The organism is Meiothermus sp. (assembly GCF_026004075.1).
Taxonomy (GTDB): domain Bacteria; phylum Deinococcota; class Deinococci; order Deinococcales; family Thermaceae; genus Meiothermus.
Genome location: NZ_BPIK01000001.1, coordinates 1,116,930 through 1,141,450, shown reverse-complemented (window position 1 = coordinate 1,141,450; position 24,521 = coordinate 1,116,930). Strand labels below are relative to the sequence as shown.

Sequence of the window (24,521 nt, the reverse complement as noted above, 5' to 3'; positions counted from 1 at the left end):
AGGGGGGATTTCACTTTCAGCGGCGTTTTAGCAAGGCCAGGCCAAACAGCAGAGCCTGCACCAAGACAATGGCACTGCCTGCAGGTACGTCGAACAGGTAGGCCGCCACCAATCCCGGAAGTACGGTGAGCGTGCCGATTAGGATAGAAAGCACGGTCATAGCAGCAAAAGTCTGGCTAAGCAATCGGGCCGTCGCCGCCGGAATCACGACCAGCGCAGCGATCAAGACAATCCCCACCACTTTCACCGAGACCACCACCACCAGGGCAATTAGAGCCGAAAGCAGGTAGTCGTGCCAGAGTACCGGCAGCCGATCGGCCAGGGCCAGTTCGCGGTCGAAGGTGGCATGAGCCCAGTAGCGCCACAGCGGGGCCAGGAACAGCATCAACAGGGCCAGCAGCCCCATGACCTGTAGGTCGGTGGGTGTCACGGTCAGGATGGAGCCAAACAAGTAAGCTACCGCATCCGGCGCAAAGCCCTGGCGCAGGGACATAAAAAGCACCCCCAGCGCCACCGAGACCGCAAAAAATATTCCGATTGCGGTGTCGTCGCCCAGGCTGCTTTGCTCCCGAACCCAGGTGATAAGCAGGGCAATGGCCACCGCAAATGGAATCGCTACCCAAAGAGGTTCGCGGTGTAGCAGCAGGCCCAGGGCCACACCTGCAAAGGCTGCGTGGGCCAGCCCATCCCCCAGAAAGGAGAGCCGGCGCTGCACCACCAAGACCCCCAGGTAACCAGCCAACCCGCCCACCAGCAGGCCGGCCAGCAGGGCCCGTTGCATAAAGGGCAGTTGAAATGCCTCGAGCATCCTAGCGCCCCCCCAAGACCATCTGATGGGAGTGGCCTACGTGCCCAAAGGCCTGGCTCAGGCACTCGTGGCAGAGTACTTTTTCGGGCGGGCCGTAGCCCACCACCCGCCGGTTGAGCACCAGCACCGCCGAGGCGTGGTGCTGGGCGGCTTCCCAGTCGTGGGTGATCATCAGGATGGTAGCGCCGCGCTCGGTCTGGTAGGCCTCGAGGTGCCGGTACAGGTCGGCCTCCCCCACCACATCCACACCGGTGGCGGGCTCATCCAGCAGCAGCAGCCGGGGCTGGCGGATCAGGCTCCGGGCCAGGTAGACCCGCTGTAGCTCGCCCCCCGAGAGCCCGCCCAGCCGGCGGTTGGCCAGGTGCAGGGCCCCCACTTTCTCCAGCACCTCGCTGGCCTGCCGGCGCTCCTCGCGGCCAATCCGAAAGGGCCAGTGCCGCCGCAGCCCCGAGACCACCACCTCGATCGCCAGGGCCGGAAAGCTGCGGTCGAAGCCCTTGACCTGCGGCACATAGCCCACCCAGCCGGGCGGCACCTCGCGGGGGGGATGACCAAAGACCCGGATGCGGCCCGTGACCCGGGTGGGGCCGTCGCGCATGGAGCCCCGCTCCAAGCCCAGCAGGGCCTTGAGCAGGGTGCTCTTGCCGGCCCCGTTGGGGCCCACAATGGCCACGAAGGCCCCTTCGGGCACCTCGAGGCTCACCTCTTGCAGCGCCTGGAACTCGCCAAAGCGCACCGAATACTGCTCAATCTCCACCGCCGGCGCGGCCATATCTACTGATAATACGCTATCAATAGGTCTTTGGATAGGGGCGGCTATTCCAGCGGCACCTCAATTACGTTGCCCAGGCTCGAGAGCGGTTTGTCGAACTGGCGCCGGTCGCCCACCACCACAATCACAAACTGCTCCGGGCGCACGTACTGCTGCATCACCCGCTGCAAATCGGCCGGGGTGGCGGCCTGAATCTGGCGCACGTACTGCTCGTAGTAGTCGTCGGGCAGGCCCAGCAGTTGCGTGCGGGCGATGCGCTCGGCCACCGCCTGCTTGGAGGTAAAGCGGAAGACCTCGGCGTTGAGGATGTTGTTGCGGAAGAGCTCGAGCTCCTCCTGGCTCACCGGGCGCTCGCGTAGGTCGCGGAACTGGGCCAGCATCAGCTCGATGACCTCGGCGGTCTTCTCGACGCGGGAAATAGAGGCCCCATAGAAGAAGCCCGGCCAGCCGAAGCCCTGGGTCTGGGCCCCACCGGTGGCGTAGGCCAGGCCGCGCTTGGTGCGGACTTCCAGGAAGAGCCGGCTGTTAAAGCCATCCCCCAGCACCCGGCTGGCCAGATCCAGCTCGCTATAGCCAGGGGCAAAGGCCGTCACCGTGGGGTTGCCCATGTAGATGACGCTCTGATTGGTCTCCTTCTGCAAAAAGTAAATGCTGGGCTTGGGGCTGGGCGGCGCAAAGGTGGGCAGGTTGACCTCGCCCCGCGCCCAGCCCTGCAGGGTGCGCTCGAGCCTGGCTACCATCTCCTGGGTGTTGAAGTCGCCGGTAATGGCCAGCACCGCCCCGTTGGGCTTGAAGTAGCGCTGGTGGAAGGCCAGCAGGTCGTCACGGGTGATGGACTGGATCGAGGCCGCGCTGCTGATGCGTCCCGCGGGGTGGCCCTCGTTGATGCGGCGCAAAAACTCGCGCACGGCAATCTGGGTGGGCTGGTCGTTGCGGCGGCGGATGGCCTCCAAAGCCCGGCCCTTCTCGAGGTCAACCCGATCCTGGGCGAAGCGCGGACGCAGCAGCACATCGGCCCAGATCTGCAAGACCTGATCGAGGTTCTCGGTCAGGGTGTTGAAGGCCACCGAGGTAAAAAGGTTGTCGGTGCTCACGCTCACCGAAGCGGCCAGGGTCTCCAGGGTTTCGTCCACCTGGTCGGGGGTGCGCTCACCGGCCCCGCCGGTGCGCATCACCGCGGAGAAAATCCCGCTCAGGCCCACTTTGTCGTCGGGTTCGTAAATCGAGCCGGCTCGCAGGTAGATGCGCCCGTTTACGAAGGGCAGGCTGCGGTCTTCAATCAGTAAGACCGTCAGACCGTTGGAAAGCTGGACGCGGGTGGGCTGGATGGCGGTCGGCTGCAAGCGCTGGAACTGCATCTTGAAGGGGTCGGGCCAGTCGGCCGGTACGCCCTGGGCCAGGCCCAGCGTCAGAAGCGCCAGCAACAAACTCCATATCGCTTTCATCGGCTACCTCCCCGGCTAATGAGGGTGGCCACGGTGCGGTTTTGTGGGGTGAAGTATTTGCGGGCGGCCTGCTGGATTTCCTCGGCGGTGATGGTGTTGTAGATGGCCTCCTCCTCGAAGATGCGCTGGTAGCCGCCAAAGAACAGCTCGTAGAAGGCCAGGGCCTGGGCCAGCCCCGGCCCACCTTGCAGCACCCGCAGGTAGGCCGCGCGGGTCTGGTTGCGCACTTTTTGCAGCTCCTGGGGGCTCACCGGCTCGTTCTTAAGCCGCTCGAGCTCCTCGTAAATCAGGCGCTCCAGATCCTGGGTGGTGCGGGGGGCGCGGGGCTGGGCCGAGATGGTAAACAGGTTGGGGTAGCGGAAACCTGGCGAGGCCGAGCTCGAGCTCACGTTCAGGGCCGCCTGCTCCTGGATGACCAGGCGGCGGAAGAGCCGGCTGGTGCGGCCTTCGGTGAGGATGGAGTCGATCACGTCCATCACGTAGGCCTCGCGGTTGGGATAGGTGGGCTTGTGGAAGCCGATGAGCAGGCTGGGCTGGGCGTTGTACTCGATGCTGGTGCGGCGTTCGGCGGTCTGGGGCGGCTCGGCGGGGATGTTCAGGTTGGGCCGCTCAGGGCCTCTGGGCACAGCCCCCATGTAGCGGCGCACCAACTGGATGTCGCGCTCCGGCTCCACATCCCCCACCAGCACCAGCACCGCCCGGTTGGGGTGGTAGTGGGTCTTCCAGAACTCCATGGCCTTGTCCACCCGGTAGCCCTGAATCTCCTCGCGGCTGCCAATCAGGGGGCGGCCATAGGGGTGCACCTGGAAGGCCGCTCGCAGGAAGGCCTCGCTCAAGGCCCCGTTGGGGTCGTTCTCGCTGCGCTGGCGGCGCTCCTCCAGCACCACGTCGACCTCCTCGTAGAAGCTGCGGAAGACCGCGTTGAGCAGCACATCGGCATAGACCCGCAGGTAGAGCTCGAGGCGATTAGAGGGCAGCGAGACCCGGTAGTCGGTGCGGTCGTAGCCGGTGGAGGCGTTCAGGCCCTGCTCGCCGTTGTTGGTGAAGAGCTGGTCAATGGCGTTGGGCAGGGCCAGTTTTTTGGCTTCCTCGCGGGCCTGGTTGAACGCGGCGGTCAGGCGCTCTATCTCCCCCTGCGAAGCCCGGTTGGCAATGGCCCGATCCAGCTCGGCACGGGCTTTGTCAATAGCCTCGAGGGCCGCTTTTTCCCTGGGCCAGTCCAGGCTCCCAATGCTGGGCGTACCCTTGAAGGCCATGTGCTCGACCATGTGGGCGATCCCCCCCAGGCCGGGGGCCTCGTCCACCCCGCCCACGTCGAACATCAGGTTGAAGTGGATCACCGGGGCGGTCTTGTCGGGCACCATCAGCACGCGCAGGCCGTTCTCGAGGGTGTATTTGCGGATCTGCTCACGGAGCTGCTGGGCCAAAGCCCCTGGCAGCAGCAGCACCAGCAAGAGCAACCAGACCAGTCTTCTCACCGTGTCCTCCCGTGCGTTACTAGCGTCGTTACCATTACGCCGCAAATTCCGCGTCCAGACTGAAGGAAGGTCTACAGTTGGATCGGCCCGTTGCGGAGTAGCCGAGGCCCACCCTACCGCCCCGCCGGGCGCGGCAAGACCTGGATAATGCTATACATGATGAAAGGCGGAACCCGCTTACCGGGCAGGGGCCGCCCCATGAGCACCAGAAAGTAGGGGCCGGGTTTAGGGAAGGTCACCACCCCTTCCACGCGCCCCGTGCGCGGGTTGGGCTGCAAGCGCACCTGGGCATCGGGCTGGGCGGTGGCGCTCACCCGGCCCTGGTAAAAGAGCAGCGTGCAGAAGCAGTCCTGCGGGTTGATGGGCAGGCCGCCCACCTGGATGTACTCAATCCAGGCCACCGTGGCCTTGCCGGCGATGGGCGGGGCATCGTTGGGTTCAAAGTCCACCTGGCCCTGCACATAACCCCCACTCCCCTCAAAAGGATGCCCCCAGGCCCATCCCAGGCCCAGCAGCAGAACAAGCCATCCAATCCGGGCGTACCTCATGGCGCACCCCCTTGCCCACCAGGGGGCAGCAGGGCCGGGTTGGTGGTAAAGCTCGTGTCGGTAAGCGCCTCCAGGAAGGCCACCAGGTCGTCCACTTCCTGGTCGGTGAGGCCCAGGGGCCGGATAAGGGCGTCGGCATTGAGGTTGGGTTCACCACCGCGGTTGTAGTGCTGGACAACCTCCCGCAGGGTTCGGATGGAGCCGTCGTGCATATAGGGGGCGGTAAGCGCAACGTTGCGCAGGGTGGGGGTTTTGAACTTGCCCACGTCCTCGTCCTTGCCGGTGGCGCGGGCCAGCCCGATATCCTTGTAGACCGTGTAAAGGGCGGTGTTGCGGGGCTCGTCGTCGGTGAAGTCGGGGCCCACGTGGCAGTGGAAGCAGTCCCCCTTTTCGCTAAAGAAGAGTTCCATCCCGCGCAGGGCCGCCGGGCTCAGGGCCTGGTCGTCGCCAGCCTGGTAGCGGTCGAAGGGGCTATTGTAGGAAACCAGGGTGCGCTCGAAAGCTGCAATGGCATAGGTGACGGCCCTCAGGCTGGGGGGCTCGCCAAAGACCTCCTGAAAGGCCTGGACGTACTCGGGGATGGCCTGGAGCCGCTGGGCGAGTTCCTCAGGCTCGAGGCCCATCTCGTCGTGGGCGGTGAGGGGGCCTACCGCCTGGAGCTCGAGCCGGGGGGAACGCCCTTCCCAGAACAGGTGGCGGCGGAAGCCCACGTTGGTCAGGGTGGGGGCGTTGCGGCTGCCTTTGCGGCCAAAGATGCCGGTGCTCACCGGCTTGCCCCCATCGCTAAAGGCAAACTCGGGCCTGTGACAGCTCGCACAGGCGATGGTGTTGTCCTTGGAAAGCCGGGTGTCGTAGAACAGCTTACGCCCGAGGGCCACCTTAGCCGGGGTCTGCGGGTTGTCCTCGGGGATGGGCACGCTCCGCTCGGCAAAAAGAATACGGGGGCTGGACGGGGAGGGTGGCGGCTCGGCCACGGGGGGCGGGGGGGCGGAGCGGGGCCAGAAGTACCAGCCCACAAAGCCCACCCCCAGCAGGAGCCCCACCCAGACCATTGGCCGCCGTCGCATACACATCACCTCGAGGCTACTGGGCCAGCGAGAAGGCCGACTGCATGTTGAAGTACACCACCGACATCAGCAGGCTGGTCTCGGGGCTCAGGCCGTGCAGTTGGCGCAGGGACTGCTTGCGCCAGTCCACAAAAACCCCGCCCGGCCCCGGCTCAAAAGCCCGGGCCACATCCAGGTTGAGCGCGATACCCCCCCCACCGGGCGGGATGTTGATCTGCACCCGCCGGGTCTGGAGGTCGTGCAGGCGCACCGGGATACGAAAGGCGTCGGTGCCCATGTGGATCACCCATTTTTGGTTGCCTTCGGGGAGTGCGGCGGTGCCCTCGAGCCTGTAGAAGATGTAGCCGGGGTTCCAGGCCCAGTACATGCCGGAGTTCACCCCCAGGGGTAGCTGCTGGGTGCCCGCGTCGAGGTGGTTGAGCTCGCGCGGCACGCCCACATTGAAGCGCAGGCCCCGGTACTGCCCTGCCGGCACGTCCAGTTTCATGACGCTCACCCCCTGGGTGGGGCCATCCCGTTTGAACTCGGCCAGGGCCAGGCCATCTACGCGCACCTCGCGGCCATCCGGGCGCACCAGGGCCACCTCGGAGATGTAAAACTTGAGCAGGTCTATCTGGTAGCGCTGGCCCTGGGGGGTCTGGTAGGTCTGCCCCCACTGCAAAGGTTGATTGCCCACCCGCAGGTTCACTTTCAGTTCGACAGGTGCAGCGAGCACATAGGCGCTAATGCTCAACAAAAACACCAGCCAGCTTTTTCTCATAACTACTCCTTCTTTGAAGGTTAGCAGAACCCCTGCAACTTTCGTGTGAACCGGCACTCATGGGGCCACGCTCAGGATGTACTCGAGGGTCTTTTCAGGCAGCTCGAGGCGCACCACCCATTCGCCGGGCGCTTCGGCGATGAAGGCCAGGTGATACTGCGACCTGTAAAAAGGCCCCCGCGCCTCCTGCAAAATTTGCGTCCCCTGCTGGGCCTGAAGCCGCAGGCTGGGGCCACCCTCCAGGAGGCTGCCTTCCGCATCGCGCAGGTCCAGGTAGAGGTGAATCAGGCCGCCCTGGCTAAACAACTGGCCGACGTAGCGCCGGCTCCCCTGGACCTCGGCGATGTTGATGAGGCGGGGTGCGGCCTGGCTGGCCGGGGGGGGTGGTTCGGTGGTAGCCAGAAAACCACTCGCCAGAATCACCCCCAGCAGCAAGGCGGCCTCGAGGCTCACCGTCTGCAGGCCCTTAGCCCGCTTCTCCTGCAAGCGAGGCAGAAGCCACAGCCGGTTCACCGCCGCCAGCCCCACCACCAGCCCCACCAGCCCCAGCTTGAGGAGCAGGCGCTGGCCGTAGGCGGTGCTCCACAGGTTGGCTACCTCGCCCAGGCGAACCCAGGACAGGTACAAACCCATCAGTGACAGGAGCACCACCGCGCCCAGGCCCAGGGCCGAAAGGCGCTGGATGGCCCGCAGAATGGCATCGTAGCGGCTGCCCGGCCAGGCCACAGCCAGCGCCAGCACGCTCCCACCCCAAACCGCCCCAGATGCCAGGTGCAAAAGCCCGGCCAACATCTGCACAAGCCCGCCCCCGGCAGCATGCGAGGTGAGGGTGAGGGTAAAAAGAAGCCCCAGCGCCAGCGGGGGATAGAGCCAGCGATCCAGACGGAACCAGCCCAGGGACAGAAGCAACAAACCCAGCAACAAACCCATCCGCAGCAACAACCAGTGGCCTTGGGAGGTCTCGAGCAGGTAGCTGAGCAGCAGCGAGGTATCGCCCAGCATCCAGGTGAGGTGGTACACGCCATAGAGGGTGGCGCCCAGGGCCAGCAAAAAGCCGCCCGAAACCAGGTACCACAGCCGCCAGCGCTGGGCTCTAGCCACCTCGAGCCCAATGTAGCGAGCAAAGACCCCACCCCCCAAGAGCATGAACACCCCCACATACAGAAGGGCTCGCAGGACAGACTGGGTGCTGTCGTGTTCGTGGGGCATGGTTGCTACCGGGTACAGGTTTGCCAGACTAAACGCCGCAGATGGGTATAACCCCTCAAATCAGGCCGCAGATAGCTTACGCCACCCAGCGCCTTCATGGCTTGTACACAAATACAAAGAAGTCGGTCTCGGGGTGGCCGTCCACCCCCAGGTTTTTCCACATCACCACATAGACCCCCGGCTGCAGGCCAGGCTTGAGCGCCAGGGTTACGGTCTTGCTGGTGCGGGCGGTGGTGGTGATCCCGGTATCTGCCCGCCGGGCAGCATCGTTTTTGAGCGGCAAAACCTGACGCACCAGGGGCCCCGCCAGCCGGCGCAGGCGGGCTGGACTGCCCCAGGCTTCCGGGGGGGCCTCGAGGGGATACACCTTGAAAGTCGAAAGGCGTGTCTCCACCGCTATGCTAAAGTTGACCACCACGGTTTTGGGCATGGTTTTGATGGTAGCGTTGGCCGCCGGAGTGGAGCTTTTGTACTCGGCATGGGCCAGCACCATACCCGACAGCAACAAGAAAAGGAGAAAAATTCTATTCACATTCGCTCCTTAGAGGAACTCCGCGCCAGTGGCAGGCAAGCGCCTAGTCGGCACAGCTCAAAGGTTGAGGTCTGGATTACACCCTAGCCTGCTGGGGGCCCTCGAGCCCCAAAAGCCTTGAAGAACTCGTCGCTGGCCCGCTGATCGGCAAGCCAGAGCGGCCCTACAAAAGAGCTCGCCCACGCCCCTTGCAGTTGGGGCGCCAGGTCGGGAAGCGGCATCTGCAAAAAGCACAGCGGACAGTGTGCTTGGTGGTCGGGATGGTCGGGAACGTGCGGGTGCGCTGCCCCGTGCGCCTGCACCTGCAAGGGTTCGGGGTGAATCATCACCACGCCACGCAGCCCAAACAGCAGCGCAACCAGCAATGCCGCCAGCCCCAAGCCCACTACACAGGATTGGTTCACCCAGCGGTTACGCGCACCCATCTTAAGGGCCTACTCTACGGCAAGGCCGGGCTCGAGGTAGCCCGCTTTGCACACAGGCCAGGTTCAAATAGGCCGAATCAGCCCCTCGCGCACCAGTTCGTTCAGCATCTCGGGCCGGGCGTCCCCCACACGCCCCTCTGCAATGGCCTTGAGCGCCGAAAGGGCTTCGGGCTCACCCCGCTTGAGTTGCAAATGTAAATCGCTAAAAGGATTTAGGGCATCCTGTCCGCGCAGGGTTATCTGGTACCGGCCTATTGGGGCAATGGGGGCGAGGTGGGCGAGGTAATGGCGCGAGAGTTCCACGTAGCGCTCAGCGTTCTGGGTAGGCTCCACCGGGCCACGCACTTTGGCCGGGATACCAATGGCCAGCATACCCGCCGGAATTTCCATACCTGGCGGCACCACCGCCCCCGCCCCCACCATGGCCCCCTTCCCTATCCAGGCTTGGTTGAGCACCACTGCACCAATCCCAATCAGGGCCCCATCCTCCACCACAGCCCCGTGCACCACCGCCCGGTGGCCCACCGTCACGTTCTGGCCCAGAATGCAGGGGTCGCCGGGGTCGGCGTGCAGAATTGCGCCGTCCTGCACGTTGCTGCCTGCACCTATCACCACCTTTTCGGTATCCGAACGCACCACCGCACCAAACCAGACCGAGGCGTTCTCACCGATTTCGGCCTGCCCCACAATCAGCGCACTCGGGGCAATAAAAGCAGTCGGGTGAATCTGGGGTATGCATTCATCCAGTCGGTAGACGGCCATACTTACTCCTTTGCTGGGTCCAGGTTCAAATGCGCCAGGGCTTCATCCAGGAGCCGTACATCCTCGGGAAAAGCCAGCAGCGCTTTTGCCTCAGCCGGGTCGAAGAAACCGGCCCCATTCAGGCCTTTCTCGAGCCGAATCTTACCCTGGCCCTCCATCAAAAACCAATGGATCTCCCTGTCTATGCCTTTGTTGTTGCGGTAACGGGTGGTGGTGAGCTTCTGCTTGATGGCGCCCCTAATGCCCGTTTCTTCCTCCACTTCACGCAAAGCAGCCCGTTCCAGGCTTTCTCCAAAGTCCAGATGGCCTTTGGGAAAACACCAGTAGCCCTGTCGATCCCGGATTAGTAAAACCTGGCCCTGGGGGTTGAACAGAACCCCCCCTGCCCCCTGCACCACCTGGTTCATGCGAACTTCTCCTGCAGGTACTTCAGGGCCACCTCGTCCAGAAGCGGCCCACCCCGGTAGCGCTCCTCGAGGTTCTCCATTCCGATAAGCGTTTCAAAAGCCTTTTCGGTGGCCTCGTCCCAGACCCCGTTGGCTTCGCCTGCATAAAGCCCCTGCCGGCGGAGCAGGGCTTGAATCCAGGCAATCTCGTCGGACTGTAAAGGTCGGCCCGGTTCGCCCGCGCCGAAAAGCAACCGGTGGATACCCAGCAGCCGCCGCAGCTCTGCTACCGGGTCGGCATGGTCGTCTACCCGCAGGTCAATCCAGCGTTCCATACCGCCATAACCCTTTCCTGCACCCACTACCAGGAGCGCAGCCGACTGCCGGCCCCGGCGGTCGCCCCCGGCCCGGTCAGCCTGAAACAAAGCCTCCAGCAGACGTTCGGGGAAGGCTAGATCCACCCGCGTCAGAAAGGTTTGTTCCAAAGCCTCGAGCACCTCCGGCCCCGTCAGCAGGTTACCCTGAGCTGCATAATTCGGCCCCCAACAGCTTCCAGCCCAGGCATGGCACTCCTGCCCGGTGTAGCTGAGGCTCTCACCAGAAGCCAGCACAAAGCCAAACTGACGCTTGGCAAGGTCGGGGTCGTTACGGGCAAACACTGCCAGAATATCTTCGGGGCCTGCACCGGCCTCCATCAAAGCCAGACCCGTAGGGCCAAAGCTGGGGTTTGCATACGACTGGGTAGCCAAAGCGCCCACCCCGGCCTTGGCCCAGGGCACCACAAACCCTACTGCCAAAAACTTGCTGGCTACGGCAATGCCCAGGTCGCCAGTATCGGGGTCGCAGGCCACCAGCGAAAAGGTATGAACGGGCAGGGTCGCTTTCATAAACCCTATCCTACGTTGTCAACAAGCAACGCAGCACCCTGAGATAGCAGGTGGTTAAAAGATGGCCTGAATTACCGCAATGCCCATGAGCAGGTGGATTAAAAACTTACCTGCCATGCCGCCCAGTAATCCCACAACAGCCCCCCATGCCCCCCGCAAGGCCCCTTGCATCGAGCGGCCCGCTATCAATTCCCCCACATAGGCCCCCACAAGCGGCATCAAAAACAAACCCAGCGGGGGCAGAACAAATATGCCCAGAAGGCCCCCAACAAAAGCACCCCAGATGCCCTGGCGGCTACCACCGTAACGCCGGGCCCCTATGGCTCCCGCTATGTTGTCCACCAACGAGGAAAGCACAGTCAGTACGCCTAGAATAATCCAGATCGCCAGGGTGATTTCCCTAAACCCTACCAGCAGTTCATGCAGCAGGGCCATCCCAACAATAACAAACCCAGCTGGCACCACCGGAATAAAGGTCGCCAGCAATGCCACTACCCACACCACCACAAACAGCCAATCTGCAAAAGTATTCACAGCCCCTCACATCCTAACTCATAGCACTTCTTGGTTTCATCCGGTGAAGGAACTGAGTGTCTGCCAAAGCCTATTCTCTGCGGTGTGCTGGTTGTTTTCGGTATCAGCTATCAGGATAGTTTCTTAGATAGTGCATAGGTTAGCCAACCCTTTTCAAACCAGCTCTGGCCATTACACTCTTGAGGTATATGGCCGCTCGACTTCGCCGCTACTTTCTTACCGGCTTGTTATCCACGCTACCCATCACGGTAACGATGTACTTCTTGTGGTGGGTATACAGCTGGTCGAACAATTTCATTGGGGGCATCCTGAGAACCATCGACGCCGAACCTTCCCGTTGGCTTTTGCCTTTTCTGCCCATTCTGGGCATCCTCGCCACACTTGGCCTTGTAACCCTAGTAGGTGCGCTGGCCGGCAACTATGTGGGACGGCTCATTCTAGGAGCGATCGACCGCAGTATCAAAACCATCCCTCTGGTGCGCGAGGTATACAATGCGGTCCAGCAAATCGCCCACACTTTGCTGGGCCAGCCCGAAGTGCAGTTTCAGCGCGCTGCACTTATCGAGTACCCCCGCAAGGGCCTGTATACATTGTGTTTTATAGCCAGTCCAGAAGTGGGCAAGCGGCTTTCACCCCTGCCAGAAGGCTACACCGTGGTACTAGTACCCACCAGCCCTGTTCCGGCTTCTGGAATGGCTATCATAGTTCCTACCGCAGATGTGATTCCTTTGGACCTGAGCATCGAAGACGCTCTCAAGTACGTCGTTTCAGCAGGCTTTATTCTGCCCAACAACCGAGTAAAGCAATTAATTGAAACAGGCCCTTTGTCTTCCGATCCACACTAGCGCAATCCGTCGGACGATTCGGGGGCTGCTTCAATTTTTTCTTGGGCCTGCTCGAGGTAGCGCATGAGCGCTTCCAGGCTGGGGAAGTATTGGGTTGGCCCACCCTCGGTGGGTTTGACCGAAACTTTGGCGGCGCCGTCAGGGCCTTGCCAAATGCGAACAATCAGTGTCACCGCTTTTGGGTTCACGACGCCCCCTTTCATGGCTTAATACCTGGTTCAAATAAAGCTAATCGTCAAACTAAGATCTTCGAAAGGCTTTCTTTTTTAAACCCAAAGCACCCCCTGGCTACGCTAGGCGAAAATAACATCTTCCTTCTTCCTTCGCTCAAGCTCTTCACCACTAAACGAACCTGGTAAGAGGGTAGCGGCTCGAGCGTTATATGGGCGTTACGGTCTATACGCCCACGGGCATCTGTCCTGAGCAAACCGCGCTACTATGAGGGTTATGGAAGCGATTTCACGAACTGGGAAGGCCCTTGGCAGGAGTGCGGTCGAGAAGGTCTATCAAAGCAAGCTAGCCAGCTTGGAGGAGGCTGCCGGCATGATTAAAAGCCACTCGAGGGTCTTTGTCTCGGGCAACGCCGCTACCCCCACACCCCTGCTGGAGGCGCTGGCCCAGCGTAAGGACGAGCTGGAAAACGTCGAGTTGGTGCATGTGCTGCAGCTTGGCTCAGACCCTTTTCTGGCCCCCGAGATGGAAGGACACTTTCGTCGGCGTTCACTGTTTGTAGGCCCTGCCGACCGGGAGGCCGTCAACTCGGGCCGGGCAGATTACGTACCCATCTCGCTACACCAGGTGCCCTGGTTGTTCAAGCGGGGCGTACTGCCCCTGGATTATGCGCTGGTGCAGGTTTCACCTCCGGATGAGTTTGGCTTTGTAAGCCTGGGTGTAGAGGTAATTGCGGCCAAGGCTGCAGTAGAAACCGCTCGGCGGGTTATTGCGCTGGTCAATCCACAGATGCCACGCACGTTGGGCGATACCTTTGTGCACGTCTCGAAGTTTGCGGCCTTCGTAGAAGTGGACTTTCCGCTTCCAGTGCTACCCCGAGACACCTATGGGGAAGTCGAAGCTAAAATTGGTAAGTACGTAGCCGACCTCATCGACGATGGCTGTACTTTGCAAATGGGCATTGGGGCCATCCCCGATGCCGTTCTGGCCAACCTATCTGGTCGCCAGGACCTGGGCATTCACACCGAGATGGTATCAGATGGGGTGATGGAAGCCCTGGAAAAGGGTATTGTAACTGGACAACGGAAAACCCTGTTGCCCGGTAAGGTGGTGGGTACTTTTGTGCTGGGCTCCGAGCGGTTGTATCGCTTCGTGCATAACAACCCCCTCTTCGAGATGCGGCCCGCCGACTGGGTCAACAATCCTTTTAACGTGGCCCGAAACGACAATATGATTGCCATCAACTCGGCGCTCGAGGTCGACCTCACCGGGCAGGTCTGCGCCGACTCCATCGGCCCCCGTATTTACTCCGGTTTTGGCGGTCAGCTCGACTTCATTCGCGGAGCCGCGGCCAGCAATGGGGGTAAGCCGATTATTGCTTTGCCCAGCAGCGGCAAGAACGGTGCTTTTAGTCGCATCGTCTCGTTGCTCAAAACCGGCGCTGGCGTTGTAACTACCCGGGCCGATGTACACTATGTGGTAACCGAGTATGGCGTAGCCGAACTCTTCGGCAAAAGCCTGCGTGAGCGCGCTCAGGCCCTTATTAGCATCGCGCATCCCAACTTCCGCGAGGAGCTAAGCCGGGCTGCTTACGAACGGGGGTTGCTACCCAAAAGCTACCCCGGATTTTCAGCCCCGCACTAGTTCGGCGCGATTACCAGAAGGCGCTTAGTTAGGGTTCTGCGCACAGTTGGGCTCTTCGAAGCCCAGTGCCGTGTACATCAGGTCGAGACTTTGAGCGAGGTCAGAGGTGGCCTTTTCGAGCTGTTCGATGTATTGGGGTATAAGGGGGTCGTTATGGCTTGCGTCATCACAAAAGATTTTCCAGAACTTGCGCACGCTGACCAGACCTTCGCCTAGCCGAGGTTCTTTGCTCAACCATGACTTAAAAGCCGGGTGGGACTCAACCCGACACAGACGAAAGCTTTCCGTTTCTATCTGCACCAGTAGTTTTTGAATCCGCACTTCGATGGACATACCTCAGGATAGCTGGAAATTCCGTGCAACACGCGTAAACGCGAGCGTTATCAGGCGTAGCCGCACTTTCGTGAGTCTTTTCTCACAATTTGGCTCTTTGGAGACCATCACCCCTAAGAGCTAAAATAGGCCCAAAAACCCGACTGGTACTGATCATTTTCATACTAGGCTCGAGGCTTTGTGTCGGGAGCGCACTTGACAAACAGACCGTACCTCCTCCATATACTTAGCCGTATGCCGGATTCAACCTTAATTGTAGTGGAATCACCCGCCAAAGCAAAAAGCATTCAAAAAATGCTGGGGGCTGGGTATGAGGTGCGGGCCAGCAAGGGCCATGTGGCCGATTTACCCGAGCGCGAGCTAGGTGTGGATATTCGGGCAGATTTTACGCCCCAGTACGAGGTTAAAAAAGATAAGCAGCCGGTAGTAAACGAGCTCAAGCGGGCCGCTCGAGGCAAACGGGTGCTCATCGCAACTGACCCCGACCGCGAGGGCGAAGCCATCGGCTGGCATGTAGCTCGACTGCTGGGCCTCGACCCCCAAACCCCCTTGCGGGTGGAGTTTCACGAAATTACCCCCAAGGTGGTTCGGGCTGCTGTGCAGAACCCACGCCCCATCGATTTGAGCCTGGTAGATGCCCAACAAGCCCGCAGGGTGCTCGACCGACTGGTGGGTTATCAGCTCTCACCAGTGCTCAGTATGGAATTCAGGCGCCGGGCCCTATCGGCGGGCCGGGTACAGTCGGTTGCGCTACGGCTTTTGGTCGAACGGGAACAGGAGATCGAGGCCTTTGTTCCACAGGAATACTGGAGTATAGAGGGTCTCTTTGAGTCGGAGAACCAGCAGTTCAAGGCCATGCTTTACAGCGTGGGCCAGGAGCGGGTTCAGTCTGGCGAGAAATTCCTGATTACCACTGAGCAGCAAGCCCAGGATATCGTACAGCAGGCGAAGGCCCTACAAAATTACCGTATCAGCAGCATCGAGCGACGCGAGCGGCGCCGCAATGCCCCCCCACCCTTCATTACTTCCACCCTACAGCAGGCTGCCAGCAGCCAGCTGGGCTGGACGGCCAGCCGTACCATGCGTGTAGCCCAGAAGCTCTATGAAGGGGTAGATCTGCCCGAGGGCACCGTGGGCCTCATCACTTACATGCGCACCGACTCCACTCGAGTCTCACAAGAGGCCCTGGCCGAAGTACGCGAGTTCATTCCGAACCATTTTGGCCCGGCTTATCTACCCGAGAAACCCAACTTTTTTGCCAGCAAAAAAGCCGCCAATGCGCAGGAAGCACACGAAGCCATCCGTCCCACTTCCACCCAGCGCACCCCGGACGCGCTGCGCAAGCACCTTAGCGAGGAAGAGTACAAACTTTACAAGCTTATCTGGCAGCGTTTTGTAGCCTCCCAGATGACCCCTGCCATCTTTGACCAAACTACGGTGAATATCGGCGGCCAAGACCTAGTCTTCCGGGCCGTGGGGTCGGTGCTCAAGTTCGATGGCTACTTGCGGGTGTACGGGCGTGAAGAAGGTGACGATGCCGAGAATCAGCTCCCCCCTCTGCAGGAAAATGCACTGGCCAGGTTGCTGGAAGTAACCCCCGAGCAACATTTCACCGAACCGCCTCCGCGCTATACCGACGCCAGTCTGGTTAAAACCCTCGAGGAGATGGGCATTGGACGGCCCTCCACTTACGCCCCCACCATTGATACCCTCGAGCGCCGGGGTTACCTCGAGCGTGCCGGTAAATCGCTGAAACCCACCCCACTGGGCCGCGAGGTAACAGGCTATCTGGTCAAGAGCTTCCCCGACGTGGTGGCCTACGACTTTACTGCCCAGCTCGAGTCTCGCCTCGACGAAATCGAAGAGGGCAAAGCTGCCTGGCCCAAGGTGGTGCGGGAGTTTTACGAGCCCTTCCTCAAAGACTTTGCCAAGGTTCCCCAGAAGCTCTGCCCCAAGTGCGGGCGGCCCATGGAGCTCAAGGTCTCGAGGTTTGGTCAGTTTTTGGGCTGCACTGGCTATCCCGAATGCAAGCACACCGAGCGGCTCGAGCTCAAAAAAGAACCTGAGCCTCTAGGAGAAGCCTGTCCCGCCTGCCAGGTAGGGCAGTTGGTACGCCGGCATGGCCGCTATGGCAGCTTTATTAGCTGTAGCCGCTACCCCGAGTGCAAATACACCCGCGACGAAGCCCCTTCCACCGGGATCGAATGCCCCAAATGCCATGCGGGCGAGGTCGTGCAAAAAACCAGCAAGCGGGGCAAGCCCTACTTCCGCTGTAACAGTCCAGCCTGTGACTTTTTGTCGTTCGACCCCTTGCTGCCCGACAAGTGTCCTTTGTGTGGCTGGAACGAGGTAGCCAAAGGCCGCTCGGGCAAGCGGGCTTGCTCCAACCCGGGCTGCGAGCGCTACGGCGGGCCCGATCTAAAGACCCTGGGCCAGCGTGGCTCCAAAAGCAGCGCCAAAACCACCCGTAAAGCCAAAGGCAAGGCCAAAAGTAACACCAAGTCTGGGGCAACCTGGGCTGACCTCGAGCCCTTAATCAGCAAGGTGGGTCTCACCTCTGAGCAGGCCGAAGTAGCCCGCCGCACCCAGGGCCAGCAAAAGCAGGTGGCTGCCGTAGCCAAAGCGCTCAATCAGCCTGAAGAAGCCGTTTTGAAGCTCTTCCGCCAGGCCATGTTCAAGCTGCGCATGGAGTACGGCAAAGCCCGCAAAGAAGCCGAAACCGTAGGAGCTTAGCGAGCATGAAACTCCACCTCGTGCGGCTTGCCAAGCATCAAGGACAGGCGCGCTTTCCGGGTCTGGAGGATTTTACTACCCTTTTGCTCGCCGAACCGCGCCAGGTGGATGAACCACACCTGTATGTGGTGCTCGAGGGCGAGGTGGTCATTGATCTTCCCGATCGCAGCTACCTCCACCTGCGCAAAGGCGAGGGGGCACACCTCCAGGGCTCCCATCAGATAACGCCCATTGACCCCAGTGTGGTTGCGGTTTGGAAGCTGTGAGCTCGGGCCCGGGCGCTTCGCGATTCAAAATGGCATTTTTCGTATGAGGCCATCTTTTTCAATCCGGCATGGCAGCCTTCCTTCCGAGAAGCGCTCAAAATTCCGTACCATCCGGGTCACTGTAAGAACTCCCATTCTGATATGCTTTTAGAGCTATGGCATACAAAAAAATCTCGGTTCCTGCTGGCGAAAAGATTTCCATCCACGATGGCAAGCTCCGCGTACCCGACCATCCCATTGTGGGCTTCATCGAGGGCGACGGCACCGGCCCCGATATCTGGCGAGCCGCGCAACCCGTACTAGACGCCGCGGTAGCCAAAGCCTACGGCGGCAGGCGCAAAATCGCCTGGGCGGAAATTTATGCAGGCGAGAAAGCCAATGAGGTTTATGGTGAGGCCATCTGGCTCCCGGAAGAGACCCTCGAGTTCATCCGCGAGTATCTGGTCGCCATTAAAGGGCCGCTCACCACACCGGTTGGGGGTGGTATTCGCTCCATCAACGTAGCCCTGCGTCAGGAACTCGACCTCTACGCATGTGTGCGCCCGGTGCAGTGGTTCGAGGGGGTGCCCAGCCCGGTGCGCCACCCGGAGTTAGTCAACATGGTAATTTTCCGGGAAAACACCGAAGACATTTACGCTGGCATCGAGTTTCCCAAGGACAGCCCCGAAGTTAAGAGATTCCTCGAGTGGTTCAAAGCCGAATTTCCCAAGCCTTACAGCAAAATTCGCTTCCCCGAAACTTCCGGCATCGGTATCAAACCGGTATCGGAAGAGGGTACGCATCGCCTGGTGGAAGCCGCCCTCAACTACGCTATTGACAACGACCTACCCTCGGTAACGCTGGTGCACAAGGGCAACATTATGAAGTTTACCGAGGGGGCTTTCCGTGACTGGGGGTATGCTCTAGTCAAGAACAAGTACGGTGCTGTAGATCTGGACGGTGGCCCTTGGCAAACCTTCACCAACCCCAAAACCGGCAAGCAAATCGTGGTGAAGGACATGATCGCCGACAATTTCCTACAGCAGATTCTATTGCGGCCTTCCGAGTATAGCGTGATTGCTACCCTCAACCTGAACGGTGATTACATCTCCGACGCCCTGGCTGCTCAGGTTGGCGGTATCGGGATTGCGCCAGGGTCTAACGTAAACTACTACACCGGACATGCTGTCTTCGAGGCTACCCACGGCACTGCCCCCAAGTATGCGGGCAAAGACCAAGTCAACCCCAGTTCGGTGATTCTTTCCGGCGAGATGATGCTGCGCTATTTGGGCTGGACAGAGGCCGCCGATTTGATTATCCATGCCATGACCAAAACCATCGCACAGGGCCGGGTTACCTACGACTTCCATCGTCTGATGGTGGCCGAAGGCCGCAACGCAACGCTGCTCAAGTGCAGTGAGTTCGGCCAGGCCCTGATCGAAAATATGTAAACTGCACCACCCAGGCCGCCCACCGGGTCATCCGGTGGGTTTTTCGTTACGTCCACACCAAAAAGCAGGCCCCGATGCTTTATAATGTTCGTATAAACACCTTTCGTCAGCGGCATTGTGGGGGGTTCGACGGTACAGGTTCTTTTAGTGCTGGGCTTACTCTTAATGGTATACAACACCTACACCGGCTTTCAGGTCAAGGGCCAGGCACCGGGGGGTATTATCGGGGAGCGGCTGACCCAGCTCAACGCCCTGGTCGTCTTCTTTACGCTGGGGTACCTGCTGGTGGGTATCCTGACCTGGAGCCGCCCGACCGATACCCTGCTGGTCATCATGGCTTTGATACTGCTTTTTGGAGCGGTCTTTGTGTTGCTGGTGCTGCGGTTGGTGCAGGCCATATTGAAGGCGCTCGAGGGCTGATGCACTTCTACCGCCAGACCAGCAAAGTCCTGGATATCTTCCTTAATCGGGAGGAGCGGCTGGTCTGTACCCTTTGTCAGGAAGCGGTCAGCGATCTAGTTCTGGCCCAGCGAACCCAGCTCGCCCCAGAGATTCAGCAGCAATTACTGACCCACCTGCTCGAGCAAGGCCTGATTGAAAAGGTAAGCACAAACCAGGAACCAGCCCGCCCACTCATAGATTCGCCCAATCCGCTCACCATAACCAAAGCCCGACTGCTAACCATCCTTCAGGAAGAACTTGGAGAGCAGGCCTCCCAGTTTGTATTGGAGGTCGAGCACAAAGAGGATATAAAGGCGCTGGAAGAGTGGAGCCGTAAACTGATTCTCAAGCTCAGGCTCACCATGAGCCAAAAAGCAGCAGATAGCCTCGAGGCCCGCCTTAAGTCACTATTCACCTAGCGAGGTTCCTGGGCGTATTTAGGGGCACTGTATCGTTGTTCCTATGGCTCGCGCAGAACTCCCTGCAGGCGGCGGGTCATTACCTGGGCATATTCAATCCAGTCGGCCAGCGTCTGCTCAACCGACTGACGCATCAAGAATTCACCCGGCGAAAGACGCTTCAAAAGCAGGAAAGGCGGTTTGCTAAGGCTCTCGAGCACTTTTTGCAGTTGGTCAGCCTCGAGGTTCATCTCCCGCGCCATGGGCATCAGGTCAGCCAGCAAAAAAACTTTTTGGGGCGGCTGGTCGGCCAGCAGGGTAAGCACCGCCGAGAAGTGGCTGCGCTCGCGCAACGCACCCGAAATTTCCTGCTCGAGGTTCTGAATGGCTTCCAGATCGATCCGGCCCTCTCGCAAGAGGCGCTCGATATCCAAGGGCCCTACCGGGAAAACGCTGTGCAGCTTGACCAGCCGCTGCAAGGCTTCGGGCGAGACGAAGCCCAGGCCAGTCTGTGCTAGACCCGAGGGTCGCACGGCAGCAATCTCTGCCAGAGCCTCGGGCTTGGAGGACTCTCCCGCCACGATAGCGGCATACTGTACCCGGCCTTGCTGGCGATAGGCCAGCAGTTCTTTGGCTTCCATCTCACCAAACTTGGCCAGCGCCAGATGGAAGGTTCGGCGGCCAAGCGCAGCTCGAAATACCCAGGGTGCGCTGCTCGATTCGCGCGAAAACCCCAGGGCCTCGAGGTCAGCCGAAAAGGCAGGCGTCTCGCTAGCAACGGGCTTATGCGGGAAAATGACTTCTTTCGGGTAGGGTGTGACCTTCACCCGCTTTTCGGGCTTCTCTGGCAGGGACTCCTCCCCAGAGACCCAGGATCGCTGTTCACCGGCCGGACGATCCCCAGTAGGGACAGACGGCCAGGGCCGCTGTTCACCGGCGGATCGCTCGCCCGTTGGCGCACCGGCAGCGGACGACCGAGCAGCCGACGGCGACTTGGCCTCTGCGTGACGGGGCCGAGCTGGTTTGGCTGCAGGCGTAAGCGCCTCTAGTACAATCTGGTTACCCTCCAGATGCAAAAGGATTTTGTCGTTTACACCCAGTCGCCGCTTGGTGTAGTAGGGCTCGAGGCCCTCGATACGGTTTTTGGCCCAGTTAACGCCAACATCATAGGTCTCACCCTCCTCGTCCTTCAGGGTGACGCGGTCTTTGCCTTGCAAAAAAACCCGCAGCGGCTGAGTTAGGCTCATGGTTCCGGTGTTGAGGCAGGTACTGGTGAGGACGTAGCGCGCGATCATAAGTTTCCTAACGGGCCCTGAAGGCCAACTGGCTGGTCGGAGTAGGACGGCCTGCGGTAAGCATGAAGTACATTTCGCGTGCAACCTGAAGCGTGGTTTCCACGTCTCCCATTGCACGATGTCGCCCGGCAATGGGCCCTAGATCGAAGGCCCAGGCCAGGGCATCCAGTCCACGCTTGGAGAGTCCCGGCAGGGCCTTACGGGCCCAGTGTATCGTGTCCACAACTGGATTATCTAGCCGGTATCCCAGTCGTTTGAGCCGAGGCTGAAGGAAACCCAGGTCAAAGCCTGCATTTTGAATGATCAGAGTAGCGTTATCCAGGAGCGGCAGGGCTTCGCTTAGTACCGTGTAGATATCGGCGGCTTCTCGCACGTCTTGGTTGCGAATCCCGGTCAGGCGGCTAATAAAGGCTGGGATTGGCGTGCCCGGATTCACCAGACGCTCGAAGGTCGTGCGGCTACCGTTCTCTAAACGAATCATGGCTAGCTCGATAATTTCGTTGTTATCCGGGGATAGTCCAGTGGTCTCTAAATCCAGTACCACCACTGCCTCGTCTCGCGCCGGAAAGTCGTACTTCCACTCCCACAGACCAACTTCGGTTTCGATCCGTTCAAAGCGTCCATCCAGCAGGCTTTTCAGCAGATCGCTGGCCCAGGAACCTTTGGGCAGACCCTGCGTCGCCAGCACTTGCTCAGCTAGGGCGTGCTCGGGCAAGCGGCAGCCTGTGCTGCGTAGGTGACGGGCCAGTCGGGTAGAAAGACGGTAGTGGGTAGGGCTCATGTGCTGGGAAGTAGACTTTGGTGGTGCGTGCATCATAAGCACGAAACCTCGAGGTTATAGCCGAGACCAAAACGGCGAACAAATGTTGTCTACAAGTTCACAACTGAAACCACGGTCTCGGAGGGAGTATACCGCAGCTTACGCAGATATGACAGGGCTGTTAAGCGTTACGCAATAACATTAAAAGCAGTCTCCTCTCCCAGCTCTGGAGGGGTGGTTGGTTACACCCCGTTCAACTTAGCCACGCGTACAAAGACTCGCTCGGTAGCCTGTTCGAATACGTTTGCTGCCGTAAAAATCTGCTCGTCGTGCAGCGCTTTGCCAATAAGCTGTACTCCAACCGGCAGGTGACCCTCGAATCCTGCTGGAATGCTCATCGCGGGAAGACCAGCTAGGTTTACGGCTACGGTGTCGATGTCGGCCAGGTACATCGAAAGTGGGTCGGCGGTTTTTTCCCCGAAGCGGAAGGCTGGAAATGGGCTGGTTGGAGTCAGCAAGAGATCGGCCCTGGAAAACGCCGCGTCGAAGTCGGCCTTGATTTTAGCCCGTGCCCGGAGCGCCTTGCCGTAGTACGCATCGTAGTATCCGGAGGATAGTACAAAAGTGCCCATCAGTATGCGCCGCTGCACCTCGGGGCCAAAGCCGTGTTCACGACTTTGCATCATGGTAGCAATGCTGTCTTCAGCAGGCACCCGCAGGCCATATAAAGTGCCATCGTAGCGCGCAAGATTGGAGCTTATTTCCGCGGTGTTAACGATGTAATAAGCAGCCAGGGCATACTCGAGGGTGGGCAGGCTAACCTCCACAAAACGCACCCCCTGGGCTTCCATTACATTCCGAAAGCGCTCAATGGCTTCCAGGACACCTGCCGAATTACCCACGGCCAGGGCCTCTTTGACGATACCAATGGTGAGGCCTTTGGCAGAGTCTTGCAAAGCGGTCATAAACTGCGGCTTTGCCTCCAAGCTGGTGCTGTCCATAGGGTCGTAACCGCTTACTGCCTCGCTTAGCAGCGCCAGATCCCGTATCGAGCGGGCCATGGTACCCACCTGATCCAGGCTGCTGGCTGTTGCCACCACGCCGTAGCGTGAGATCCGGCCGTAGGTGGGTTTGAAACCATACACCCCACACAGCGCAGCTGGCTGACGCACGCTTCCCCCGGTGTCGGTTCCCAGTGCCAGGGGTGCCATGTCTGCCGCCACAGCAGCCGCCGAACCGCCGGAGGTACCGCCGGGTACCCGCTCCAAATCCCAGGGGTTTCGAGTAGGGCCAAACGCCGAATACTCGGTGGATGAGCCCATGGCAAACTCGTCCATGTTAGCCTTCCCTACCACAACAGCCCCAGCCTGACGCAGTTTTTCCACCACGGTCGCACTGTAGGGTGGCACAAAAGAGGCCAGCATTTTTGAGCCACAGGTCGTCTCCAGACCCTGGGTACAGATGTTGTCCTTCAGGACAACTGGAACCCCAGCCAGGGGTAGGTGCTCACCGCGGGCGAGTCGCTCCTCAGCTCGGGCAGCTTCTTGCTCGGCTTGGGGATTCAAGCGGATCAAAGCATGGAGATGGGGCTCGAGCCGCGCGATGCGCTGCAAACCTGTTGCCACCACCTCACGGGGCGAAACCCGACCAGACTGAATATCCTCCACAATTTCGTGCGCCAGCATACCGCCCCATGATAAGGCGCATTCGGTTGATGTGGGATACCCGGCCTTAGGGGTTGACCAGATTTTTCTCCAGGAAGTCCAGGGTTCTCTGGGCTACCCGTCGCCAGCCCTCTTCAGCAGGAATGGTGGCCGGTCGATCTCCCCGCTGGGGGCCATAGGCCCCAAATCCAGCATGGTTGAGGCCGGGAACGGTCTCTGTTTGGGTATTTTTGGGAAACTTGCTTAGACTGGCCTCGAGCTGTTCTGCTCGAATTACTCCATCGAGTTCGCCAAATAAGGCCAGGGTGGGCAGATCTTTCCCTGAAAGGTCGTTCTGGGGATACGCGGCCCACATAACCAGCGCCCTGACCTCCGGGTTGCTCTGGGCAAAGTTGGAAGCCACCACGCCACCCAGGCTATGCCCTCCCACCGCCCACGGGAGCGTGGAAGCCTCGGCGATGGCTTGTCGGGCTTTGCCCTGCTCGGTAACGGCCAGGTTGAAGCGCACACGCAGCAGGGCCACCCGATAACCCCCAGCTGCAATCATGCGCAAAACTGGCGCATAGGCCTGGGGTTCCACCAGCCCGCCCGGATAAAAGGCCAGGCCCCCTTTGATGGCCCCCTGGGGGATAAAAACCCAACCGTAAGGGGTCTCCAGCACCCGTATCCCGGCGTCCGAGACCAGGGCCTCGAGCGCGGCCTGGGCCGGCGGATAAGGGGTCAGGGCCCGCTGGGTGTACCAGACCGTGGCACTGGCGAATAGCAGCAACCCACCCAGAAAAACCAGCCAAAAAACACGTTGTTTACCCATAAACAGCCAACTTTTTTATTCTAAGTGCACCCACCAAGCGGGCTGCTCGGTAGAGCATACCCGCCTGGCGTCTAGATTGCAGAATACAGGCCCTCTCACGCACCTGGACAACAACCC

The 24,521-nt window shown here is 60.3% G+C and carries 27 protein-coding genes; 7 read left to right on the top strand and 20 right to left on the bottom strand.

The genetic code is table 11. The features are described from left to right. Window positions 1–16 precede the first annotated feature (16 nt). From Q0X18_RS05505 to Q0X18_RS05440, 14 genes are all read right to left on the bottom strand, one after another. Complete coding sequence (locus Q0X18_RS05505; RefSeq protein ID WP_297559542.1) at window positions 17–808, bottom strand: metal ABC transporter permease; 792 nt, start codon at window positions 806–808, stop codon at window positions 17–19. Between the two features lies 1 nt (window position 809). Then, window positions 810–1,580 (bottom strand): metal ABC transporter ATP-binding protein, encoded by a 771-nt coding sequence (locus Q0X18_RS05500; RefSeq protein ID WP_297559540.1) that lies wholly within the window; start codon window positions 1,578–1,580, stop codon window positions 810–812. Window positions 1,581–1,624: 44 nt separating this feature from the next. After that, window positions 1,625–3,025, bottom strand: a complete 1,401-nt coding sequence (locus tag Q0X18_RS05495) for a pitrilysin family protein (RefSeq protein WP_297559538.1) — start codon at window positions 3,023–3,025, stop codon at window positions 1,625–1,627. Beyond that, a complete protein-coding gene (locus Q0X18_RS05490) occupies window positions 3,022–4,503 on the bottom strand; it encodes a pitrilysin family protein (protein ID WP_297559536.1) in 1,482 nt (493 codons plus the stop codon). The genes Q0X18_RS05495 and Q0X18_RS05490 overlap by 4 nt, the downstream gene beginning before the upstream one ends. A gap of 113 nt (window positions 4,504–4,616) precedes the next feature. After that, window positions 4,617–5,051: a hypothetical protein gene (locus Q0X18_RS05485; RefSeq protein WP_297559534.1), complete on the bottom strand. Its 435-nt coding sequence runs from the start codon at window positions 5,049–5,051 to the stop codon at window positions 4,617–4,619. Continuing rightward, on the bottom strand, window positions 5,048–6,118 hold the full coding sequence (locus Q0X18_RS05480) for a cytochrome-c peroxidase (protein WP_297559532.1): 1,071 nt from the start codon (window positions 6,116–6,118) through the stop codon (window positions 5,048–5,050). Before Q0X18_RS05480 ends, Q0X18_RS05485 begins: the two co-directional genes overlap by 4 nt. A gap of 16 nt (window positions 6,119–6,134) precedes the next feature. After that, the gene (locus Q0X18_RS05475) at window positions 6,135–6,878 is read right to left on the bottom strand and encodes an MbnP family protein (protein WP_297559530.1); all 744 of its coding nucleotides are present in this window, start codon (window positions 6,876–6,878) and stop codon (window positions 6,135–6,137) included. Between the two features lie 57 nt (window positions 6,879–6,935). Beyond that, window positions 6,936–8,087 (bottom strand): copper resistance D family protein, encoded by a 1,152-nt coding sequence (locus Q0X18_RS05470; RefSeq protein ID WP_297559528.1) that lies wholly within the window; start codon window positions 8,085–8,087, stop codon window positions 6,936–6,938. Between the two features lie 94 nt (window positions 8,088–8,181). Further along, window positions 8,182–8,619: a copper resistance CopC family protein gene (locus tag Q0X18_RS05465; RefSeq protein ID WP_297559526.1), complete on the bottom strand. Its 438-nt coding sequence runs from the start codon at window positions 8,617–8,619 to the stop codon at window positions 8,182–8,184. Window positions 8,620–8,702: 83 nt separating this feature from the next. Next, entirely contained in the window at window positions 8,703–9,044 is a 342-nt protein-coding gene (locus tag Q0X18_RS05460) for a DUF2946 domain-containing protein (RefSeq protein WP_297559524.1), read from the bottom strand. A gap of 63 nt (window positions 9,045–9,107) precedes the next feature. Beyond that, window positions 9,108–9,806 (bottom strand): gamma carbonic anhydrase family protein, encoded by a 699-nt coding sequence (locus Q0X18_RS05455; RefSeq protein ID WP_297559522.1) that lies wholly within the window; start codon window positions 9,804–9,806, stop codon window positions 9,108–9,110. A 2-nt stretch (window positions 9,807–9,808) separates the two neighbouring features. Continuing rightward, a complete protein-coding gene (locus tag Q0X18_RS05450; RefSeq protein ID WP_297559520.1) occupies window positions 9,809–10,213 on the bottom strand; it encodes an NUDIX hydrolase in 405 nt (134 codons plus the stop codon). Continuing rightward, window positions 10,210–11,079 carry a DUF1028 domain-containing protein gene (locus Q0X18_RS05445; RefSeq protein WP_297559518.1) on the bottom strand — a complete coding sequence of 290 codons (870 nt, stop codon included), beginning with the start codon at window positions 11,077–11,079 and terminating at the stop codon, window positions 10,210–10,212. Before Q0X18_RS05445 ends, Q0X18_RS05450 begins: the two co-directional genes overlap by 4 nt. Window positions 11,080–11,133: 54 nt before the next feature. Beyond that, window positions 11,134–11,613, bottom strand: a complete 480-nt coding sequence (locus Q0X18_RS05440; RefSeq protein ID WP_297559516.1) for a DUF456 domain-containing protein — start codon at window positions 11,611–11,613, stop codon at window positions 11,134–11,136. Window positions 11,614–11,801: 188 nt separating this feature from the next. Between Q0X18_RS05440 and Q0X18_RS05435 the strand changes: the two genes are divergently transcribed. Beyond that, window positions 11,802–12,458: a DUF502 domain-containing protein gene (locus Q0X18_RS05435; RefSeq protein ID WP_297559514.1), complete on the top strand. Its 657-nt coding sequence runs from the start codon at window positions 11,802–11,804 to the stop codon at window positions 12,456–12,458. Here the strand turns inward: Q0X18_RS05435 and Q0X18_RS05430 are convergent. Beyond that, window positions 12,455–12,646, bottom strand: coding sequence for a hypothetical protein (locus Q0X18_RS05430; RefSeq protein WP_297559512.1), 192 nt, complete (start codon window positions 12,644–12,646; stop codon window positions 12,455–12,457). The two genes, Q0X18_RS05435 and Q0X18_RS05430, sit on opposite strands and share 4 nt — an antisense overlap. A gap of 259 nt (window positions 12,647–12,905) precedes the next feature. On the opposite strand from Q0X18_RS05430, the gene Q0X18_RS05425 reads away from it, so the two are divergent. Continuing rightward, window positions 12,906–14,273, top strand: a complete 1,368-nt coding sequence (locus tag Q0X18_RS05425) for an acetyl-CoA hydrolase/transferase family protein (protein ID WP_297559510.1) — start codon at window positions 12,906–12,908, stop codon at window positions 14,271–14,273. Between the two features lie 24 nt (window positions 14,274–14,297). On the opposite strand, the gene Q0X18_RS05420 is transcribed toward Q0X18_RS05425, so the two are convergent. Beyond that, window positions 14,298–14,606, bottom strand: coding sequence for a hypothetical protein (locus tag Q0X18_RS05420; protein WP_297559508.1), 309 nt, complete (start codon window positions 14,604–14,606; stop codon window positions 14,298–14,300). Between the two features lie 234 nt (window positions 14,607–14,840). Between Q0X18_RS05420 and topA the strand changes: the two genes are divergently transcribed. The 5 genes from topA to Q0X18_RS05395 all read left to right on the top strand — a co-directional run bounded on the left by topA (window position 14,841) and on the right by Q0X18_RS05395 (window position 19,895). Further along, on the top strand, window positions 14,841–17,339 hold the full coding sequence (gene topA / locus Q0X18_RS05415; protein WP_297559503.1) for a type I DNA topoisomerase: 2,499 nt from the start codon (window positions 14,841–14,843) through the stop codon (window positions 17,337–17,339). Window positions 17,340–17,344: 5 nt separating this feature from the next. Continuing rightward, window positions 17,345–17,605 carry a hypothetical protein gene (locus Q0X18_RS05410; protein ID WP_297559501.1) on the top strand — a complete coding sequence of 87 codons (261 nt, stop codon included), beginning with the start codon at window positions 17,345–17,347 and terminating at the stop codon, window positions 17,603–17,605. A 155-nt stretch (window positions 17,606–17,760) separates the two neighbouring features. Continuing rightward, complete coding sequence (icd, locus tag Q0X18_RS05405) at window positions 17,761–19,035, top strand: NADP-dependent isocitrate dehydrogenase (RefSeq protein ID WP_297559498.1); 1,275 nt, start codon at window positions 17,761–17,763, stop codon at window positions 19,033–19,035. A gap of 165 nt (window positions 19,036–19,200) precedes the next feature. Next, complete coding sequence (locus Q0X18_RS05400) at window positions 19,201–19,455, top strand: hypothetical protein (RefSeq protein WP_297559496.1); 255 nt, start codon at window positions 19,201–19,203, stop codon at window positions 19,453–19,455. Further along, window positions 19,455–19,895, top strand: a complete 441-nt coding sequence (locus Q0X18_RS05395; RefSeq protein WP_297559493.1) for a hypothetical protein — start codon at window positions 19,455–19,457, stop codon at window positions 19,893–19,895. Before Q0X18_RS05400 ends, Q0X18_RS05395 begins: the two co-directional genes overlap by 1 nt. A 41-nt stretch (window positions 19,896–19,936) precedes the next feature. On the opposite strand, the gene Q0X18_RS05390 is transcribed toward Q0X18_RS05395, so the two are convergent. The 4 genes from Q0X18_RS05390 to Q0X18_RS05375 form a co-directional block, all read right to left on the bottom strand. Continuing rightward, window positions 19,937–21,169 carry a hypothetical protein gene (locus Q0X18_RS05390; RefSeq protein WP_297559491.1) on the bottom strand — a complete coding sequence of 411 codons (1,233 nt, stop codon included), beginning with the start codon at window positions 21,167–21,169 and terminating at the stop codon, window positions 19,937–19,939. 7 nt (window positions 21,170–21,176) lie between these two features. After that, a complete protein-coding gene (locus Q0X18_RS05385; protein WP_297559489.1) occupies window positions 21,177–21,950 on the bottom strand; it encodes a PolC-type DNA polymerase III in 774 nt (257 codons plus the stop codon). 221 nt (window positions 21,951–22,171) lie between these two features. Further along, a complete protein-coding gene (gatA, locus tag Q0X18_RS05380; protein ID WP_297559487.1) occupies window positions 22,172–23,614 on the bottom strand; it encodes an Asp-tRNA(Asn)/Glu-tRNA(Gln) amidotransferase subunit GatA in 1,443 nt (480 codons plus the stop codon). Window positions 23,615–23,660: 46 nt separating this feature from the next. Continuing rightward, complete coding sequence (locus Q0X18_RS05375; RefSeq protein ID WP_297559485.1) at window positions 23,661–24,404, bottom strand: alpha/beta hydrolase; 744 nt, start codon at window positions 24,402–24,404, stop codon at window positions 23,661–23,663. Window positions 24,405–24,521 lie beyond the last annotated feature (117 nt).